The 19,255-nt window shown below is 69.3% G+C and carries 17 protein-coding genes and 1 pseudogene; 9 read left to right on the top strand and 9 right to left on the bottom strand.

Features of this window, described 5'->3' with window-relative positions:
• On the bottom strand, positions 1-1,281 hold the full coding sequence (locus tag U3653_RS25910) for an adenosylmethionine--8-amino-7-oxononanoate transaminase (protein ID WP_195082682.1): 1,281 nt from the start codon (positions 1,279-1,281) through the stop codon (positions 1-3).
• Positions 1,282-1,445: 164 nt separating this feature from the next.
• Between U3653_RS25910 and U3653_RS25905 the strand changes: the two genes are divergently transcribed.
• The 3 genes from U3653_RS25905 (at position 1,446) to treY (ending at position 7,190) form a co-directional block, all read left to right on the top strand.
• On the top strand, positions 1,446-2,381 hold the full coding sequence (locus U3653_RS25905) for a bifunctional helix-turn-helix transcriptional regulator/GNAT family N-acetyltransferase (protein ID WP_195082681.1): 936 nt from the start codon (positions 1,446-1,448) through the stop codon (positions 2,379-2,381).
• Positions 2,382-2,625: 244 nt separating this feature from the next.
• On the top strand, positions 2,626-4,746 hold the full coding sequence (gene glgX / locus U3653_RS25900; RefSeq protein WP_195082680.1) for a glycogen debranching protein GlgX: 2,121 nt from the start codon (positions 2,626-2,628) through the stop codon (positions 4,744-4,746).
• A gap of 35 nt (positions 4,747-4,781) precedes the next feature.
• Entirely contained in the window at positions 4,782-7,190 is a 2,409-nt protein-coding gene (gene treY / locus U3653_RS25895; protein ID WP_323124505.1) for a malto-oligosyltrehalose synthase, read from the top strand.
• Here treY and U3653_RS25890 read toward each other — a convergent pair.
• Positions 7,083-8,378 carry a T6SS phospholipase effector Tle1-like catalytic domain-containing protein gene (locus U3653_RS25890; RefSeq protein WP_195082678.1) on the bottom strand — a complete coding sequence of 432 codons (1,296 nt, stop codon included), beginning with the start codon at positions 8,376-8,378 and terminating at the stop codon, positions 7,083-7,085. The genes treY and U3653_RS25890 overlap by 108 nt on opposite strands.
• Positions 8,379-8,471: 93 nt before the next feature.
• A complete protein-coding gene (locus U3653_RS25885) occupies positions 8,472-8,705 on the bottom strand; it encodes a hypothetical protein (RefSeq protein WP_195082677.1) in 234 nt (77 codons plus the stop codon).
• A gap of 88 nt (positions 8,706-8,793) precedes the next feature.
• Between U3653_RS25885 and U3653_RS25880 the strand changes: the two genes are divergently transcribed.
• Together U3653_RS25880 and ilvA are read left to right on the top strand one after the other, a co-directional pair.
• On the top strand, positions 8,794-9,228 hold the full coding sequence (locus U3653_RS25880) for a nitroreductase family deazaflavin-dependent oxidoreductase (RefSeq protein WP_195082676.1): 435 nt from the start codon (positions 8,794-8,796) through the stop codon (positions 9,226-9,228).
• Between the two features lie 75 nt (positions 9,229-9,303).
• A complete protein-coding gene (gene ilvA / locus U3653_RS25875; RefSeq protein ID WP_195082675.1) occupies positions 9,304-10,659 on the top strand; it encodes a threonine ammonia-lyase IlvA in 1,356 nt (451 codons plus the stop codon).
• Positions 10,660-10,674: 15 nt separating this feature from the next.
• On the opposite strand, the gene U3653_RS25870 is transcribed toward ilvA, so the two are convergent.
• Together U3653_RS25870 and treZ are read right to left on the bottom strand one after the other, a co-directional pair.
• A complete protein-coding gene (locus U3653_RS25870) occupies positions 10,675-11,925 on the bottom strand; it encodes a serine hydrolase domain-containing protein (RefSeq protein WP_195082674.1) in 1,251 nt (416 codons plus the stop codon).
• A 113-nt stretch (positions 11,926-12,038) separates the two neighbouring features.
• Positions 12,039-13,778 (bottom strand): malto-oligosyltrehalose trehalohydrolase, encoded by a 1,740-nt coding sequence (treZ, locus tag U3653_RS25865; protein ID WP_195082673.1) that lies wholly within the window; start codon positions 13,776-13,778, stop codon positions 12,039-12,041.
• 258 nt (positions 13,779-14,036) lie between these two features.
• Between treZ and U3653_RS25860 the strand changes: the two genes are divergently transcribed.
• Entirely contained in the window at positions 14,037-14,654 is a 618-nt protein-coding gene (locus tag U3653_RS25860; protein ID WP_195082672.1) for a class I SAM-dependent methyltransferase, read from the top strand.
• A 3-nt stretch (positions 14,655-14,657) separates the two neighbouring features.
• Here the strand turns inward: U3653_RS25860 and U3653_RS25855 are convergent, their stop codons facing one another.
• Positions 14,658-15,059, bottom strand: a complete 402-nt coding sequence (locus U3653_RS25855) for a hypothetical protein (RefSeq protein ID WP_195082671.1) — start codon at positions 15,057-15,059, stop codon at positions 14,658-14,660.
• 147 nt (positions 15,060-15,206) lie between these two features.
• Between U3653_RS25855 and U3653_RS25850 the strand changes: the two genes are divergently transcribed.
• Positions 15,207-15,779, top strand: a complete 573-nt coding sequence (locus tag U3653_RS25850; protein WP_195082670.1) for a TetR/AcrR family transcriptional regulator — start codon at positions 15,207-15,209, stop codon at positions 15,777-15,779.
• 69 nt (positions 15,780-15,848) lie between these two features.
• Positions 15,849-17,048 (top strand): Cmx/CmrA family chloramphenicol efflux MFS transporter, encoded by a 1,200-nt coding sequence (locus U3653_RS25845; RefSeq protein ID WP_195082669.1) that lies wholly within the window; start codon positions 15,849-15,851, stop codon positions 17,046-17,048.
• Between the two features lie 120 nt (positions 17,049-17,168).
• On the opposite strand, the pseudogene U3653_RS25840 reads toward U3653_RS25845, so the two are convergent.
• The 3 genes and pseudogenes from U3653_RS25840 to U3653_RS25830 form a co-directional block, all read right to left on the bottom strand.
• Positions 17,169-17,389: pseudogene (locus U3653_RS25840) on the bottom strand (DUF397 domain-containing protein); the annotation flags it as partial.
• 20 nt (positions 17,390-17,409) lie between these two features.
• On the bottom strand, positions 17,410-17,550 hold the full coding sequence (locus U3653_RS25835; RefSeq protein WP_323124500.1) for a DUF397 domain-containing protein: 141 nt from the start codon (positions 17,548-17,550) through the stop codon (positions 17,410-17,412).
• Positions 17,551-17,619: 69 nt separating this feature from the next.
• A complete protein-coding gene (locus tag U3653_RS25830) occupies positions 17,620-18,513 on the bottom strand; it encodes a helix-turn-helix domain-containing protein (RefSeq protein ID WP_195082668.1) in 894 nt (297 codons plus the stop codon).
• Positions 18,514-19,016: 503 nt separating this feature from the next.
• Between U3653_RS25830 and U3653_RS25825 the strand changes: the two genes are divergently transcribed.
• A partial coding sequence (locus U3653_RS25825; protein WP_195082667.1) for a hypothetical protein occupies positions 19,017-19,255 on the top strand: 239 nt, incomplete at its 3' end.

Genomic DNA, 19,255 nt, shown 5'->3' with positions numbered 1-19,255 from the left:
TCAGCGCCCGAGCTGCGCGGCGACCGCGGCGCGCATCCCGGCGGTGATCGTGGCGATGTCGCCGGACGTGCTGACGAACGGCGGCATCGTGTAGACGAGGTTGCGGAACGGACGCAGCCACACTCCGGCCGCCACCGCGGCGTCGGTCGCGGCGCGCATGTCGACCGGGCGGTCCAGCTCGATCACGCCGATCGCACCGAGCACGCGCGCCTGCACCACGCCCGGCAGCTCGCGCACCGGGGCCAGCCCCGCCGTGAGTTCCGCCTCGATCCGGGTCACCTCGCCGCGCCAGTCGCGCGAGCGCAGCAACTCGATCGACGCGACGGCGACCGCGCAGGCCAGCGGGTTGCCCATGAACGTCGGCCCGTGCATGAGCCCGCCGTGCGCCGCGCTGATCGTCTCGGCGATCCGCGTGGTGCACAGCGCGGCGGCGAGGGTGAGGTAGCCGCCGGTCAGCGCCTTGCCCACGCACATCACATCCGGGCAGACACCGGCCTGGTCGGCCGCGAACAGGGTTCCGGTGCGGCCGAATCCGGTCGCGATCTCGTCGAAGACCAGCAGCACGCCGTGCTCGTCGCACAGTTTGCGCAGATCGGCGAGGTAGCCGGGATGATGCCAGCGCATCCCGCCCGCTCCCTGGACCACCGGCTCCACGATGACCGCCGCCAGTTCGCCCGCGTGCTCGGCGATCATGCGCTCCAGTTCCGCCACGTACTCCGGGTGGTACTCGCGCGGCGGCACCGGCGCGAACAGCTGGTTCGCCAGGATGTCGGTCCACAGCGAGTGCATGCCGCCCTCCGGGTCGCACACGCTCATCGGGGTGAAGGTGTCGCCGTGATACCCGCCGCGCCAAGTGAGCAGCCGCCGCTTCTGCGGTTTGCCGAGTGAACGCCAATATTGCAGGCACATCTTCACGGCGACCTCGACCGACACCGAGCCGGAGTCGCACAGGAACACCTTGTCCAGCCCGTCCGGCGTCGATTCCACCAGCAGTTCGGCCAGCCGGGCCGCGGGCTCGTGGGTGAGCCCGCCGAACATCACGTGACTCATCCGCCGCGCCTGCTCCACCAGCGCGGCGTCCAGGGCCGGGTGCCGGTAGCCGTGGATGGCGGCCCACCAGGAACTCATGCCGTCGACCAGCTCGCGCCCGTCGGCCAGCGTCAGCCTGGTTCCCGCCGCGGCGGCCACCACCAGCGGTTCGGTCGTCGCGGGGAAGCCGCCGTAGGGATGCCAGACGTGCTCGGCGTCGAGGGCGGTGATCTCGTCGGGGGTCAGTGCCACGGGAATCCTCGCATCACGGCCCCGGTCCCCGGGGCGTCCTGAACGTCGTTCAAGTTAGCACCCGAGCTGGGCGCGCCCACAACAGTGGGCCGAGTTCGGCCGTTTCCCCACCCAGCGACGCCGCCGCGCCATATTCTTTGACGGAGTCAAAGATTGGAGCCGCCGTGACCGCTGCCGCACCCGCCGACATCGCCGCCGTCCGCGCATTCAACCGCCACTACACCCGCGTGATCGGTGTGCTGGGAGAAGGACTGCACGACAGCCGCTACTCGCTCACCGAGGCGCGGATCCTGTTCGAACTGGCCGCCTCCGACACGACCGAAGTGGTGGCGCTACGGCACGCCCTCGACCTCGACGCGGGCTACCTCAGCCGCATCCTCGCCCGGTTCGAGCGGTCCGGCCTGGTACGGCGCAACCGTTCGGGCCGCGACGGCCGCCGCCAGGAGGTCCGGCTGACCGACCGGGGCCGTGAGGTCTTCGCGACGCTCGATCGGCGCTCCAGCGACGAGGTCGGCGCGCTGCTCGGCGCGCAGCCGCAAGCGACCCGGGCTCGCCTGATCACCGCGATGCGGACCATCCAGCAGATCCTGGACCGGCCCGCCGACGCGCCCGCCTTCTCGCTGCGGCCGCCGCGTTCCGGCGATTACGGCTGGGTGATCCAGCGGCACGCGGAGCTCTACGCGAACGAATACGGCTGGGACGCGACCTACGAGGAATTGATCGTGCGGATCGTGGCCGACTACTTGGCTTCACGTGACGAGCGGCGCGAGCGCGCCTGGATCGCGGAAGCCGATGGCCGCCCGGTGGGCAGCGTCTTCTGCGTTCGCGAGGACGAGACCACCGCGCGGCTGCGATTGCTCTTGGTCGAGCCGACCGCCCGCGGCCTCGGCGTCGGTTCGGCGCTGGTGGATGAGTGCCTGCGCTTCGCGACCGAGGCCGGGTACCGAGAGATCGTGCTGTGGACCAACGACGTGCTCACCGCCGCGCGCCGCGTCTACCAGCGCGCCGGATTCGAACTCGTCGAGCAGCAACCGCACCACAGCTGGGGCCACGACCTCGTCGGCCAGACCTGGCGGCGGTCGCTCACGTCCGCGAACTGACGCGCACGAGGCCGCCGGGGTGGTGCGTCCTCCGCGTCGAACCCTGTCCTCTCGCCCGGCTGCGGGACTGCAGGACGGTTGCCCGGCGGGTATGCCTGCCGGAACGCACCCGGCGGTCTCGCGCGTCGTGGCATTCCTCGGCTACTGCCGCCGCCGACCGAAGAAGGGCCTCCGACCTCGCCCGACCTACGCATCCACAACCACCCGCAGTGCGCGGAGCCCGGCTGGCGCTACTGTCGTTGCCATGGCTCAGCCCGACGCAGCGCCCGGTGACGCGGCACCCCTGGGTGTCTGGCCCGGCACCGCCTACCCCCTCGGGGCCACCTACGACGGCGCTGGCACCAATTTCTCGGTGTTCTCCGAGGTTGCCGACGCGGTCGAACTCTGCCTGATCGACGGGGACGGCGCCGAGACGCGCATCGCGCTCGACGAGGTCGACGGCTACGTCTGGCATGCCTACCTGCCCGGAATCGATCCGGGTCAGCGCTACGGATTCCGGGTGCACGGCCCGTACGACCCCGATCGCGGGTTGCGCTGCGACCCGAGCAAGTTGCTGCTCGATCCCTACGGCAAGGCTTTCGACGGCGATTTCGACGATCACCCCTCGCTCTACACCCACGGGCTCGACTCGCTCGGCCACACCATGACCGGCGTGGTGATCAACCCGTACTTCGATTGGGGCGCCGACCGCGCGCCGAACCGGCCCTACCACGAGACGGTGATCTACGAGGCGCACGTCAAAGGCATGACGATGACGCATCCGGAAGTGCCCGAGGAGTTGCGCGGCACCTATTCCGGCATCGCGCACCCGGCGATCATCGACCACCTGAAGGGCCTGGGCGTCACCGCGATCGAACTGATGCCGGTGCACCAGTTCCTGCACGACCGCGTGCTGCTGGACCAGGGACTGCGCAACTACTGGGGCTACAACAGCTTCGGCTACCTCGCCCCGCACAACGAATACGCGACGATGGACCGCGCGGGCTCGGCGGTCACCGAGTTAAAGGCGATGGTGCGCGCGCTGCACGCCGAGGGCATCGAGGTGATCCTCGACGTGGTCTACAACCACACCGCCGAGGGCAACCACCGCGGCCCGACCATCGGTTTCCGCGGCATCGACAACGCCGCCTACTACCGCTTGGTCGACGACGACCCCTCGCACTACATGGATTACACGGGCACCGGCAACAGCCTCAACGTGCGCCATCCGCACACCTTGCAGCTGATCATGGACTCGCTGCGCTACTGGATCCTGGAGATGCACGTCGACGGCTTCCGCTTCGACCTGGCCGCGACGCTGGCGCGGGAACTGCACGACGTGGACCGGCTCTCGACGTTCTTCGACCTGGTGCAGCAGGACCCGGTGGTGAGTCAGGTCAAGCTCATCGCCGAGCCGTGGGACGTGGGCGAGGGCGGCTACCAGGTGGGCAATTTCCCCAGTTTGTGGACGGAGTGGAACGGCAAGTACCGCGACACCGTGCGCGACTACTGGCGCGGCGAACCGGCGACGCTCGGCGAGTTCGCCTCCCGGCTCACCGGCTCGTCGGACCTCTACGAGGCCACCGGCCGCAGGCCCAGCGCCAGCATCAACTTCGTCACCGCGCACGACGGGTTCACGCTGCGGGATCTGGTGTCCTACAACGAGAAGCACAACGAGGCCAACGGCGAGGACAACCGCGACGGCGAGAGCTGGAACCGGTCGTGGAACTGCGGCGTCGAAGGCCCGACCGACGACCCGGAGGTGCTCGCCCTGCGCGACCGGCAGAGCCGCAACCTGCTGGCCACGCTGATGCTCAGCCAGGGCGTGCCGATGCTCGCGCACGGCGACGAGATGGGCCGCACCCAGCACGGCAACAACAACGTCTACTGCCAGGACTCGCCGCTGGCGTGGATGGACTGGTCACTGCGGGAGAAGAACGCCGAACTGCTCGAATTCACCCGCGCGGTGGTCGCGCTGCGCACCGAGCACCCGGTCTTCCGGCGCCGCCGCTTCTTCGCGGGCGGGCCGGTCCGTTCGCCCGACAACGCCCGCGACATCGCCTGGCTCACCCCCTCCGGCGAGGAGATGACCGAGGCGGACTGGGACAGCGGCTTCGGCAAGTCGCTGGCGGTCTACCTCAACGGCGAGGCGATCCCCGAGCCGGGCCCGCGCGGCGAGCGGATCTCCGACGACTCGTTCCTGTTGTGTTTCAACGCCCACGACGCGGCTATCGACTTCGTGCTACCGAGCACCGGCGACGGCGCGGAATGGGCGGTGGCACTGGATTGCTCGACGCCGACCGGCCTGGCCGACGCCGGATACCCCGGTGGCGCGACCGTCACCGTCGAAGCCCGCTGTCTCCTCGTCCTCCGCCAGGCCGCCTGACCCGAATGCCGATGAACGCACCCGATCCCACCGAGATGCACGTGACCGACCCGGTGTCCCTGCGACGCAGGCCCGCCCGCCAGACCACGATCCGCAGCGCCTACCGGCTGCAGCTGCGCCCGGACGCGCTCACCTTCGCCGAGGCCCGCGCCATCGCGGAATACCTCCAGCAGCTGGGCATCTCGCACCTGTACCTCTCGCCGATCATGACCGCGGCGCACGGCTCGACGCACGGCTACGACGTCACCGATCCGACCACGGTCTCCGCCGCCCTCGGCGGGCCGACGGGGCTCAAAGCCCTCGCCGACGAGGTGCGCAGCCGCGGCATGGGCCTGATCGTGGATCTGGTGCCCAACCACGTCGGCGTCGCCGATCCCCGGCAGAACGCGTGGTGGTGGGACGTGCTGCGCAACGGCCAGGAGTCGCGGTTCGCGTCGTATTTCGACATCGACTGGAGCCCCGGCAACGGCGCGGGCGGCCGGTTGGCGCTGCCGGTCCTGCAGAGCGAGAACGACCCGGCCGCCTTGACCGTCGACCGCTCCGGCGCCGAACCGATGCTCGCGCTGCACGATCTGCGTTTCCCCATCGCGCCGGGCACCGACGGCGACAACGCCTTGCGCATCCACGACAAACAGCACTACCGGCTGGTGAGCTGGAAGGCCGGGTTGTGTACCTACCGGCGCTTCTTCGCGGTCAGCAGCCTGGCCGCGATCCGGCAGGAGGATCCCGAGGTCTTCGAGCTCACCCATCGCGAGCTCGCCGCGTGGTGTGAGCACGACCTGATCGACGGCGTGCGGGTCGACCATCCGGACGGTCTGGCCGATCCCGCCGGTTATCTCACCCGGCTGCGCAGGCTGATCGGCCCGCACCGGCTGCTGCTGGTGGAGAAGATCCTGGCCAACCGCGAGCCGCTGGACGCGACGCTGCCGATCGACGGCACCACCGGCTACGAGGCGCTGGCCGACTTCGGCGGCGTGCTGATCGATCCGCGCGGCGAGCACGCGCTCACCGAACTGTCCCGCCGGGTCGCCGGGCACGGCAGCGACCGGGCCTGGATCGGCGAGACCGAGCACCGGATCAAGCGCGCGGTCGCGGAGACCATTCTGACGCCGGAGGTCCGGCGGCTGGTGGCCGCGATCAAACAGGACGCGAACGCCGAGAGCTTCGACACCATGGCGCTGACCAACGCCACCATCGAGGTGCTGGCGTTCATGCCGGTCTACCGGGCCGACTACGCGCCGCTGGCCGGGATGACGGGCGCGGTGATCGCCGAGGTGGAGAAGCGCAACAGCGAGCTCACCGCGCCGCTGGCGGTCCTGGTCGCCGCGCTGGCCGCCGACGGCGCCGCGGCGGTGCGCTTCAGCCAGGTCTGCGGCGCGGTGACCGCGAAGGCGGTCGAGGACACCATGTTCTACCAGGCCGCCCGGCTGGTGTCGTTGCAGGAGGTCGGCGGCAACCCGGCACGGTTCGGTCACTCGCTCAACGAGTTCCACCTGTCCATGAGCCAGCGCGCGCAGCTGTGGCCCGCGACGCTGACGACGCTGTCCACGCACGACACCAAGCGCGGCGAGGACGTGCGCGCCCGCATCGGCGTGCTGTCGCAGGCCGCGGAGACCTGGGCGCGCAACGTCGACTCCTGGCTGGAGACCACCCCTGCCCCGGACGGGGCGACGGCGCTGTTCCTGCTGCAGAACATGTTCGGGGTCTGGCCCGCCGACGGGCGACCGGCCGCGTCGGTGCCCGGCCTGCGCGAACGCCTGCACACCTTCGCCGAGAAGGCGATGCGGGAGGCGAACACCAAGACCTCCTGGGAGGAACCGGACGCCGAGTTCGAGGCCGCGGTGCACGCCTGGCTGGACGCGGTGATCGACGGACCGGTGGGCTCCGAACTCGGCGACCTGGTGCACGAGCTGGCTCCGCACGCCTGGTCGGACGCGTTGTCGCAGAAGCTCCTGCAACTGTGCGGGCCCGGCATCCCGGACGTCTACCAGGGCTGCGAGCTGTGGGAGGACTCCCTCGTCGACCCGGACAACCGCAGGCCGGTGGACTTCGCCGCCCGCGCCGGCATGCTGCAATCGCTCACCGGCACGCCCGCGCTGGACACCACCGGCGCGGCGAAGATGTGGATCGTCGCCTACGCGCTGTGGTTGCGCCGGGAACGTCCCGAGTGCTTCGTCGGCGGCGCCTACCGGCCGCTGTTCGCCACCGGCGACCACGCGTCCAAAGTGGTCTCCTACGCCCGTGGCCGGGCCGGCGAAGCCCCCGAGGTCATCGTCGCCGTCACCCGCCACAGCGTCGGTCTGGCCGAGACCGGGTGGGGCGACACGTTCCTCGACTTACCCGCGGGCAGCTGGACCGACCGGCTGACCGGCCACACCTTCCAGGGCCGGGCCAGGCTGGAGAAGATGTTCGCCAGACTCCCCGTCGCGCTCCTGGTGCGCTGACGCCTCCCGCGCAGGCGCGGGGGGAACATGCTCGAGCTGCTTCGAGAACACCCCGCGGACCTGCTCGAAGGTCTTCTCCGGAATCGCGCCGCCCAGTTCTTCGCGCCAGCGTCGCAGGTTCGGGGGATGGTAGTCCAGCGCGTCCTGAGCGCTTGCCGCCAGTCGCACCCCCTGATCGGTGGGTATGGACATCCGGCGCCAGGAATCCCAGTGGAACCGGGGGCTGCGCGGATTGCGCAGTGTGCGAAGCACATTCAGGATGCGGTAACCGATCTTCAGGGAATCGTGCAGCCGCATGTGGTCGCCGTCGGTGTGGTCGCAGCGTTTCGACAGCGCGGCCAGCCGGTCGCGGTCGAAGGCCAGCCCGACCGACTCCGCCTCGCCGACCATCCACTGCAGCGTCATGTCGGACAGGCCGCATTCGGCATAGCCGCCGCCGATGTCGCTGTGCACGCCGGGGAACCAGACCTGCTTGACCCGCTCGAAGCCGCGCCGGTACTTCACCGTCGGTTCGACCGGCACCTCCCACACGGACGGTTCGAAGTTGCGCCGCCGCTCGTCGATGGCCAGCGCCTGGCGCGCGCAGTGCACGTGCCGGGAGAGCTTGACGTCGTGGAAGCGGTGCCGCAACGAGGTGATGCCGGGGACGCCGAGCGCGCCGACGGTGTCGAACACGCCGAGGAAATCGATCTTCGCTCTGCGGCAGTACTTGCGGCGGAATTCCCGCCACTGCTCGGGCTCGTCCGGATCGGGGTTCTCCGGGGTCGGCGCCGGCGGTCGCTGCCGGTAGATGCGCAGCGCCTCCGGGTACTTGCCTTCGATCATCGCTTCGGGGGTCATGATCCCGATACGGCTGATCAGACCGGCCAGGCTGCGCGCGGTGAAGGCGCCGCGACTGAACCCGAAGATGTAGATCTCGTCGCCCTTCTCCCAGTTCAGGGCCAAGTGCCAGTAGGCGGACGACAGGTTCGCCTCGAGCCCGAGGCCGAAGGCGCCGCCCATCAGGCGATCGCTGAGGAACCCGCGCGCGCCCGGCCCGGAGACGTAGGTGACCCACTGCTGGATCGTCTCCCCCGCCGGTCCCTGCGCGTCGAAGCGGATCGTCTGGGCGATCTTGACAATGTTGGAAACCGTGCTGCTCGACTCGGCCTTCCACGTGCCGTCACAACACACCACGAGTCGTTTCATAAGGTTGATCCTCCCGCCGGCATCCCACCGAAACCCGCGTACTCGACTACTCGAATTCATCGCGTGGGGAGGGGAACCGTTAATGCGGGTGGGCTATGGAGTGCCGCCGGGCCGCTCGCCGCTACCCGCGGCGGCCATGCCGATCAGCCACCGCGCCGCGCCGAGCGCCGCCGCGGCGAGCACCGCGATCTGCAGCGATCCGGTGATCAGGGCCAAGACGAGGCAGGTCGCCAGGCCGACGACCAGTGCGTCGAGCTTGTATACCGGCCACGCGCTGCCCGCGATGTCGATGGTGGCGCCGCGTGCCGAGGAGTGAACGACCGCCATCTCCTCAGGGTAGTCGGAATCGGAAGTTCGGGCCAGCGAACTTTCTGTCGCCGGGAACACACGTAGTCGCCGCGGTGTTGCCGCAGACATGCCACTGACAGGTGAATACGAACCGAGTACCTCCGACTGGGCCCGCGAGCAGGCCGAGAAGTACGAGAACTCCGGCGGCACCGAGGGCAACACCCTGCAAGGTGTGCCGATCATCCTGCTCACCACGAAAGGCGCGAAGAGCGGCAAGCTGCGCAAGACGCCACTGATGCGGGTGGAGCACGACGGCGAGTACGCCGTGGTGGCGTCGCTGGGCGGCGCGCCCAAGCATCCCGTCTGGTACCACAACATCAAGGCCGAACCGCACGTCGAGCTGCGTGACGGCCCGGTCGTCAAGGACTACACCGCGCGCGAGGTCTTCGGCGAGGAGAAGGCGCGATGGTGGGAGCGCGCGGTCGAGGTGTGGCCGGATTACGCGAACTACCAGACCAAGACCGATCGCCAGATCCCCGTCTTCGTGCTCACGCCCAGGTAGCTTCCGCGCAGGTAGCCCGCGTGTCACCGCCACCCGCCGCAGCTCGCCGCCGCGGCGGGTGGCAGCATATTCGGGGTGTCCGATCCGCTTGATGTCCTCGACGCACTGACCGTTTCTCGCCCCGCGCTCACCGCGGACGAGATCGATGCTGCCGCCAAGCGAATTGCCGACGTCATCGATCCGACGCCCCTGCAGCGCAGCGAGCGGCTGTCCAAGCTGACCGGGGCGAACGTCTATCTGAAACGCGAAGATCTCAGCGCGGTCCGCTCCTACAAACTGCGCGGCGCCTACAACCTGGTGGTGCAGCTGACCGAGGCGGAACGCGCCGCGGGCGTGGTCGCGGCCAGCGCGGGCAACCACGCGCAGGGCGTCGCGTTCGCCTGCCAGGCGATGGGGATCAAGGGCCGCATCTACGTGCCGACCACGACGCCGAAGCAGAAGCGCGATCGCATCCGCGTGCACGGCGGGGAATTCGTCGAGCTGATCGCGGTCGGCGAGACCTACGACGCCGCCGCCGCGGCCGCGACGGCTGACGTGGAGCGCACCGGCGCGACCATGGTGCCGCCGTTCGACGACACCCGCACCGCCGCCGGTCAGGGCACCATCGCGGCGGAGATCCTGGAGCAGCTGCCGACCACGCCCGATCTGGTGATCGTGCCCGTGGGCGGCGGCGGCTGCCTGGCCGGCATCGGCACCTACCTGCGCGCGCGCTCGCCGCGCACCGCCATCCTCGGCGTGGAGCCCGCGGGCGCCGCCTCGATGACCGCGGCCCTCGTGGCGGGCGGCCCGGTCACCCTGCCGGAGATCGATCCGTTCGTGGACGGCGCCGCGGTGCGCCGGGTGGGCGCGGTGCCCTACGCGGCGGTGGCCGGGTTCGGCGGGCGCGTGGTCTCGCACGCCTCGCTGCCGTTGCTGACCGTCACCGAATCCCCCAGGGGCGCGGGCGCTTTCCAGATGATGCAGGTCGACGAGGGCGCGATCTGCACGACCATGCTCGACCTGTATCAGAACGAGGGCATCATCGCCGAGCCCGCGGGCGCGCTCACCACGACCGCGCTGGCGGAGATCACCGTGGAGCCGGGTTCGACGGTGGTGTGCCTGGTGTCGGGCGGCAACAACGACGTGTCCCGATACGGCGAGATCATCGAACGCTCGCTCGTGCACAGCGGGCTCAAGCACTACTTCCTGGTGGACTTCCCGCAGGAGCCCGGCGCGCTGCGCCGATTCCTCAACGAGGTGCTCGGCCCGGAAGACGACATCACGCTGTTCGAGTACGTCAAGCGCAACAACCGGGAGACCGGCGCCGCGCTGGTCGGCATCGAACTCGGCGCGCCCGACGGGCTGGCGCCGCTGCTGGAGCGGATGCACCACTCCCCGATCCAGTGCGAGCGCCTCGAGCCCGACTCACCGGCCTACCGCTACCTGACTTGAGCCCGGCTCCGGCGGTCAGGCGGCCTTGGGCGTCTGCGCCGCCGGTATCCGGCGCCGGGAAGCGCGCAGGCAGTTCAGCATCAGCGGCAGCAGCCAGAAGGCCGCCGACTGGTCGTAGCTGAGCTGCGCGGCGGACAGGCGGTTGTGCACGAAGCCGACCGAAAGGCCGAGCCGTGGTTCGGCCCAGCCGAAGGAACCGCCGAGGCCGATGTGCCCGAACCCGGCGTGCGCGCCCGGCATCGGCAGCGAGTGGTAGCCCAGACGCCACATCATCGGCAGGTAGAACAGCGCGCGATCGGGCTGGTAGGTCTCGATGCGGCGCAGCGCCTTCATGGTGTGGCGGCCGAGGTACCTGCGGTCGGCCACGGTGCCGTCGCCCGCGAGCGCGCCGTACATCGTGGCCAGCGCGGGCGCGGTGGCTACCCCGTTGCCCGCGCCGAGTTCGGTCTCCAGGATCGGCGGGCTCACGCCCTCCAGAATGGATTCGAGGCCGGGCAGGAACAGGCAGCGGGTGGCCGCGCCGAGCGCGCCGGGAATCCGGTGGCTACGGCCCATCACCGCGGCGCCGAGCGGTTTGCCGAGCATGCTCAGCTGGGTGCCCGCCAGCGGGGCGTAGGTGATCGGCGAACCGGCGGGCGGCTTGCCCAGATGCAGTCCTTCGATGCCGAGCGGTTCGGCGACCTCGGTGCGGATCAGCTCGCCCAAGCTGGTGCCGGTGATCGCGCGCGTCAGGCCGCCGACCAGCCAGCCGAAGGTGAGCGCGTGGTAGGTGGGAACGCCGAGCAGCCGGTCGGGTTTCGCGGCGGCGAGGCGCTGTTCCATGAGCTCGTGGTCGAGCACGTCGGACAGGCCGCCGGTGGCGATCGGGGCCAGCGCGGACAGGCCGGCGCGGTGGGTCAGCAGGTGGCGGATGGTGATCTTGTGCTTGCCGTTGGCGGCGAACTCCGGCCAGTACTCCGCGACCGGGGCGGAATAGTCGAGCAACCCGCGGTCGGCGAGACGATGCACGACGGTGGCCGCGATCCCCTTGGTGGCCGAGAAGATGATCGTGCCGGTGTCCCTGGTCCACGGAACGTCGCCACCGGAGCCGACCCAGATGTCCACCAGCGGTTCTCCGTGCCGGTGCAGCGTGAACGCCGCGCCCGCACCCCGGCGGGTGCCGAACGCCCGCGCGAAAGCGCGCACGAACGGTGCGAATTCGGCGGCGGCGCTGCCACCCATCCCCGGGGGAAGAACCGCGAGGTCCCCGGAAGCGACGTTGCTCATCTCTCCACGGTAATGGCATCGGACGATTCCGGCAAAGCGCCTGTCTCGGACAGTTGTACGCCCGTTACCCGCCACCCGCCAGAAAGCCCGCTCCGAGCTGGGATTCCACGGGCTCAGCGCGGGCCGGGCAGCGCGGTGTCCAGCAGGGTGAAGGAGTGGCCGGGAACGGTTGTGGCGGAAGGCCCGACCGTCGGCGATTCCCAGGACAGCAGCGGCAGGCCCGCGACCGGCACCCCCACCTGGTCCTCGCCGAGGTTGCACACCAGGGCCAGGGTGCCCCGGTGCACGACGATCCAGCGCGCCGCCTCGTCGTAGTCCACCGAAACATGGGTCAGCCAGGGATCGCTGAGCTCGGCGCGGTCGCGGCGCAGGGCGAGCAGGGTGCGATAGCAGGACAGCAGCCGCGCGTGGCCCGGCTCGTCGGCTTCGGTCCAGTCGAGTTTGGAGCGCAGGAACGTCTTCACATCCTGCGGGTCCGGCACCTCGCCCTCGGGCCAGCCGTGCGCGGCGAACTCCTTCTTGCGCCCGGAGGCGGTGGCGGCGGCGACATCCGGGTCGGTGTGCGAGGTGAAGAACTGGAACGGCGTGCGCGCGCCCCACTCCTCGCCCATGAACAGCATCGGCGTGAACGGCCCGCACAGCACCAGGGCGGCTTTGATCGCGAGCTGGCCGTCGGTGAGGTAGGCGCTCGGGCGGTCACCGAGCGCCCGGTTGCCGATCTGGTCGTGATCGCAGGTATAGGCCAGCAGGGCGCTGCCGGCAATCAGGCCGCGATCTATCGGGCGGCCGTGTGTGCGGCCACGGAAACTGGAATACGTTGCGGCGTGGAAGTATCCGTGCTTCAAGGTGTGGGCCAGGCAGCGCAGGGAGCCGAAGTCGGCGTAATAGCCCTGCCGTTCGCCGGAGACGGCGGTGTGCACGGCGTGGTGCAGGTCGTCGTTCCACTGCCCGGTCAGGCCGTAGCCGCCGGCCGCGCGCGGGGTGATCAGGGTCGGATCGTTGAGATCGCTCTCCGCGATGAGCGTCAGCGGCCTGCGCACGTGGGCGGCCAAGCGCTCGGTCGCGACGGCGAGTTCGGTCAGCAGATGCGTGGCCGTGCGGTCGACCAGGGCGTGCACCGCGTCCAAGCGCAGCGCGTCGATGTGGAAATCGCGCAGCCAGCGCAGCGCGTTGTCGATGATGTACCCGCGCACGTGATCGGACTGCGGGCCGTCCAGATTGAGGCTCTGCCCCCAGGTGTTGCGGCCCTCGGTCAGGTAGGGCGCGAAGCGCGGCAGGTAGTTGCCGGACGGGCCGAGATGGTTGTAGACGACGTCCAGGCAGACCGCGAGCCCGCGGGCGTGGCAGGCGTTCACGAACCGCTGCAAACCGTCGGGGCCGCCGTAGCTCTCCTGCACCGCGTACCAGAGCACGCCGTCGTAGCCCCAGTTGTGCGGGCCGTCGAAGGCGTTCACCGGCATCACTTCGACCACGGTGACGCCGAGCCCGACCAGGTGGTCGAGCCGTTCGATCGCCGCGTCGAAGGTGCCTTCCGGGGTGAAGGTCCCGATGTGCAGTTCGTAGTAGACCGCCCCGGCGAGCGGCCTGCCGGTCCACGCCGCGTCGGTCCATCCCGCCGGATCGAGGGCGTGCAGGGCCGAGCGGGCGTGCACACCGTCGGGCTGGCGCGGGGAGCGGGGATCGGGCAGCACGGTCGGGTCGTCGTCGAGCAGAAAGCCGTATCGGGCGCCGTTCGCGGCGGGCACGTCGGCGCGCCACCACCCGTGCGGCGACCGCGTCATCGAATGAACGACACCCTCCAGATCCAGCCGCACCGACTCCGGCCGCGGCGCCCACACCTCGAACACAGTCACCGCGCCAGCATCCCACGGGCACGCCCGCTCCGCCGGATACGGACGCCGACCTCGCGGGCAGCAGTCCCGACTTCACGGCAACGGGCCAAGTCTCTTCACTCGGTCCGCCGCGGGGTACGACCAGCGCGGCATGCGCGGCGACCACGGCACGCGCGGCGCCAGTATGTCCAGGGTCGAGGGGCGACCGAGCGCAGAACCCACTGGGCAAATGGTGGTGCGCCCCTGGTCCGAACGGGTCATGCCTGCAAGAGTGGAGGGGTGGGCGTCTATACGGAGCACGTGGTCCCTCGGATCGTCAACGTGGCCTGCGGACTGCGGGACTTGAAGCCGCTGCGTGAGCGGGCATGCGCCGGGCTGCACGGGCGGGTCGTGGAGATCGGTTTCGGTTCGGGATTGAACGTGCCGTTCTACCCGGCGGGGGTCGAGAAGGTGCACGCGGTCGAACCCGCCGATCTGGGCTGGCGGCTGGCGGGCGAGCGCTTGGCCGCCGCCACCGTGCCGGTCGAGCGGGCCGGGCTGGACGGACAGTCGCTGCCCTTCCCGGACGACTCCTTCGACTGCGCGCTGTCGACCTGGACGATGTGCACCATCCCCGACATCGACACTGCGCTGGCCGAGATGCGCCGGGTGCTCGTCCCCGGCGGCACCCTGCATTTCGTCGAACACGGGCTCGCGCCGGACGAGAACGTGCGGACCTGGCAGAACCGGCTGAACCCGGTCCAGAAACGACTGTTCGGCGGCTGCCACCTGAACCGCGATATCCGCGGCCTGGTGGCAGACGCCGGTTTCGAGATCCGCGACGCCGAGCAGTTCTACGGGGAGCACGCTCCCCGCTTCCTGGTCGCCCAGACGCTCGGCGTCGCGGTGTCGCCCTGAGGCTCAGACGATGCGCACCGACAAGGTATAGGTCGCGTTGCCGCGGCTGGGCTCCACCGAGATGGCGTAGTAGCCGCTCCGCGGCAGGGTGATCCGGCTGAAGGTCTCCTCCAGGCACAAGACGCTTCCGTCGGGGCCGGTGGTGGAGAACCGCGCGTTGTCCTCGAGCGAGGTGAGCTCGAGAGTCAAGGTCTGCCCCGCCCGCGCCTCGAACGCGTAGGTGTCGGCGTCGCCGCGGACGACCGCTCCGTCGATCGACGTGCGATCGCTTCCGGGCGCGAACTCGATCTCGTAGACCGAGCCCGCGTTCGCCGCGCCCGCCCCGACCGTCGCGACGGCGAACGCGGGCACGAACAGCGTCACGCCGAGCACGAGCAGGCGCAGGGTGCGCAGGATGGCTTGCATGGTGATCCTCGTTTCCTGAGTGGACGACTTGCCCGGAATTCTGCGCGATCCCGCCTATCGGACGCTTAACAGCCGCTTGGACCGCGACACTCCCTAGCCGCCAACCATATTGGAACGATCTGTTCAAAACTGTGCTACCGTGAATTCATGCCACGACCCAGATCCTTCGACGAGGACCGCGCGGTGGACGCGGCGATGCAGGCGTTCTGGCGCGCGGGGTACGAGGCCACCTCGACCGAGGACCTCTGCGCCGCGACCGGCCTGGGCCGCAGCAGCATCTACAACACCTTCACCAGCAAGCGGGACTTGTTCGGCCGCGCCCTGCGCCGCTACATGGCGACCAAGAACGCCGCGACGTTCGACCTGCTCGACACCGAGTCGGACGCGCGCGCCAAGATCCGCGCCCTGCTGTGGCAGATCGTCGAGGCCCCCGAAGAGGACCCCCTCGGTTGTCTCGTGGTCAATTCGACGATCGAACTGGCCCCACGCGACCCCGAACTGGCCGCCGTGCTCGCCGCCGACCAGGGGCGACGCCTAGCCGCGCTGACCGACGTATTCGAGGCGGCGAAACGCGCGGGCGAGATCGCACCGGACAAGAACCCGGTCGCCTTGGCGCACTTCGTGATCGCGACGATCGGAGGCATGCGGGTGGCCGCGCGCGGCGGCGCGGACCGCGAAACGCTCGCCGCCATCGCGACCACCGCGCTCGACGCTCTCTGAGACCGCATCCGGCGACGGCTCTGCCGCGCCCTCATTTTGGATAGATCAGTACAAAACAAGGAGGTACCGATGCCCGTGGCGATCTATGTCCTGGGTCTGTCGATCTTCGCCCAGGGCACCTCGGAGCTGATGCTCGCGGGCCTGCTCACCGAGATGGCCGGGGACCTTGGCGTCTCCGTGCCCCGCGCGGGCCTGCTCATCTCGGGCTTCGCGATGGGCATGCTGGTGGGCGCGCCGGTGCTGGCGGTGGCGACGCTGCGCTGGCCGCGGCGCACCGCGCTGCTGGCCTTCCTCGCCGTGTTCGTCGGCTCCCACGTCGTCGGGGCGCTGACCTCCGACTACTGGGTGCTGTTCGCGACGCGGGTGGTCGGCGCGTTCGTCTACGCCGGATTCTGGGCGGTGGCCGCGACGACGGCGATCGGTCTCGTCCCGCCCACCGCGCGCGGCAAGGCGATGAGCATCGTGGCGGGCGGGCTCACCTTGGCCATCATCATCGGACTGCCCGCGGGCACCGTGATCGGACAGCAGCTGGGCTGGCGCGCGGCGTTCTGGGCGGTCGCGTTGCTGTCGACGGTCGCGGCCATCGGCGTGCTGGCGAAGATCCCCGGCGGACGCACCGGCGCGCCGCTGCGCCTGCGCACCGAACTGCGCACGATGCTGCGCCCCGCGCTGTGGCTGTCCTACGCAACCACCGCGCTGTCCATCGCCGCCCTGATGGTCACCTTCGCCTACCTCGGCGCTCTGCTGTCGCGCACCACCGGACTGGCGGACGGCTGGATCCCGGTGGTGCTCGGCGTCTACGGGCTCGGCGCGTTCCTCGGCATCGTCGTCGGTGGGCGCACCGCCGACGATCACCCGCTCACCAGCCTGTACGTCGGCATCACCGGCGGCGTGCTCACCTCGGCGCTGCTCGCGGTCACGATGGAACACACCGTGCCCGTCGTCGTGCTGTCGTTCCTGTTGGGCGCGTTCGGCTTCGGCATCAACCCGACCTTGAACAGCCGGGTCTTCACCCTGGCGGGCGACGCGCCCACCTTGGCGGGAGCCACGAACATCTCCGCGTTCAACGTCGGCATCACCGCAGGTCCCTGGCTCGGAGGCCTCGCCATCGGCGCGGGCCTCGGCTACACGGCGGTGGCGTGGATCGGCGTGGTTCTCGGGCTGGTCGCCCTCGCTGTCGTGGCATGCAGCCACGCTCTGCAACGTAAGGAGATCTCGCGCGCGTCGGTCGACACGGCTACCCCGGCACTGGCCGACGTGAACGGTTAACTCCTGTGCGTAGGCAGCGGCCCTGGCCCGACCATGCGTTGATCGAGTGCAGGGCCGCTGTTGTTCGGGGCGGGAATCCAGTTCAGGCCGATCGGTCGGATTGCCGGCACGGATGTCCGCAGCGAAAGCGTCCCACTGGTTCGGCTCGAAGATCAGCGCCGGGCCGGTCGGGTTCTTCGAATCACGGACACCGACCTGCTTGCCTCGAGCCAGGCGACTTCGACGCACTCGTTCGCCGTGCCGCTATGTGTCGACTTGAACCACCGTTCGCCGCTCAGATCGAGAGTCACAGCTCCTACCTCCTTGCCACCCGCCGGAGCAGGTCTTGGCTGCTTGTTCATCTCAACGAGTCCGCCTGAGATCAGGAAGTCGGCCGGTCGAACTCGCCGCCACGGACGCCAGCGGCGAAAGCATCCCACTGGCCGGGCGCGAATATCAACGCCTGACCAGTGGGGTTCTTCGAATCGCGGACACCGACGTACCCGGTTGCGAGCCAAGCCACTTCTACGCACGCTTCGATTGGCGCTGCTCAGGCTCGATTTGAACCACTGCGCATCGGATAGGTCGATAGTCACCGTTCATATCTCCTTGCCACCTGCCGGAGCAGGTCTCGAGAGGCTTGTTCCTCCAGTGCGACGCACCAGATTGTTTCGTGAATCTCGCGGTAGCGTCGCACGTCATCATCATCTTCGAAAAACATTGTGCCAATGGTATTTTCGGTGTAGACAACCGACGGCTCCGCCCCGAACCCGCCGCTTCCGGCCGGGAAGTCAAGGATGATGTACGGCAGCACAGGAGTCCCGTCCCATGGAAACCCGGCTGTGAACGGCAGTATCCGCACGAAGACGTTCGCCAAGGTGCTCATGTCGGCTACGTGCCGCAGACACCCAGCCATGACAGCCGGCGATCCAACGATCGTATGCAGGACACTTTCGTGCAACACGAACTCAGCCGATATGGGACTGCGCTGTCTGGTCAAGATTGCCGCGCGTTGCAGTCGCAGTGCAACGCGGCTGTCGACGTCCTCTTGGGTATCTCCGGGTAAGAACGGCCTCTCGACAGCTTTCACGTACTCAGACGACTGCAACAGACCTGGAACAATCATGGGCTGATAGAAGGACAGCTGTGATGCGCCGGATTCAAGCCCCGAATACGTGTGAAATCCACGCAGGAACAATTGGCGGGATGCCTGCCACCACGATTTCGTAGGTGTTTGCTGCGCAAGGACTTTCAACTGCTCGATCTGATCCTCACCAAGTCCGTACAAATTGCCGAACGCCTCCACATCACGCAGCCTCACCTTGTCGTTCTGCCCCTTCTCGATCCTGCCGACCGAGGTCTTGCCCATCTCCATGAGCTGCGCGGCACGCTCGAGGGTGAACCCGGCCCCTTCTCGCGCCTCCCGCAATGCCCGCCCGAGTTGCCTGCGCGGCAATGTCGAACCAGGCTGATCGTCCTTCCCCATCGCCCCCTTTCCCCTGCTCGGTCCGAAACGGCCCAGAACCCGGTCCGGTTCGGACGCCGAACTATGTGTAGACCGGTCCGGGCTCTGCGTGAATGGCCGACTTCATCGGACCGTCCGTTTTCCGAGCCCGAATGCTGTTGGCCTGCAGCAACATAGCCGCATGGCCGAGCAACAGGGAAGCCTCCCCGCCACACAAGTCCGAATCCTGCGGACGATGACCGAGCGGCCAGGCGTAAAGACCGCACACATCAAGATCAACGGCACATGGTGGAGAGCTCTTCTCGCGAAATGCCGCAGCCATGTGCCACTCGACGTCACCGCCCAGGTGGGCGGGAGAGGATAACCGGCGGGGGATCGCCTTCCCCATCGACCACACCGAGCACCCGGCCTATGCCGACGGCGCGCCGGAACCCCGGACGTTCCAGCAGGTCCTCGATGGGTTGAGCAAGCTCGCCGAGGACCTGCGCGCCGGTTCGGGCGACGGCTGCCAGCGGTGAGCGAGAGTGGATATCGGGACCCTGCTGTCCACCCTCGTGACGGTCTTCGCCGCCTGCGGCGCGGCGCTGCTCGGCGTGGGGTGCGTATGGCCGTCCGACCTGCCACGCCGACGCACACCTAGGACGCTGCTGAATAACGCGGGGTGTCGACCCGGCCCTGCGGGCCGGTTCGAGGAGAATGTTTGGGTGCAGGGAGAGGGCAGGCCGGATCCGGAGTTGATGGACGCGGCGGCGTTGGTCGGGCA

The sequence above is a fragment of the Nocardia implantans genome, assembly GCF_035544775.1.
Lineage (GTDB): Bacteria > Actinomycetota > Actinomycetes > Mycobacteriales > Mycobacteriaceae > Nocardia > Nocardia implantans.
The sequence above is the reverse complement of the archived record's forward strand: the minus strand, read 5'-3'. Positions and strand labels throughout refer to the sequence as shown.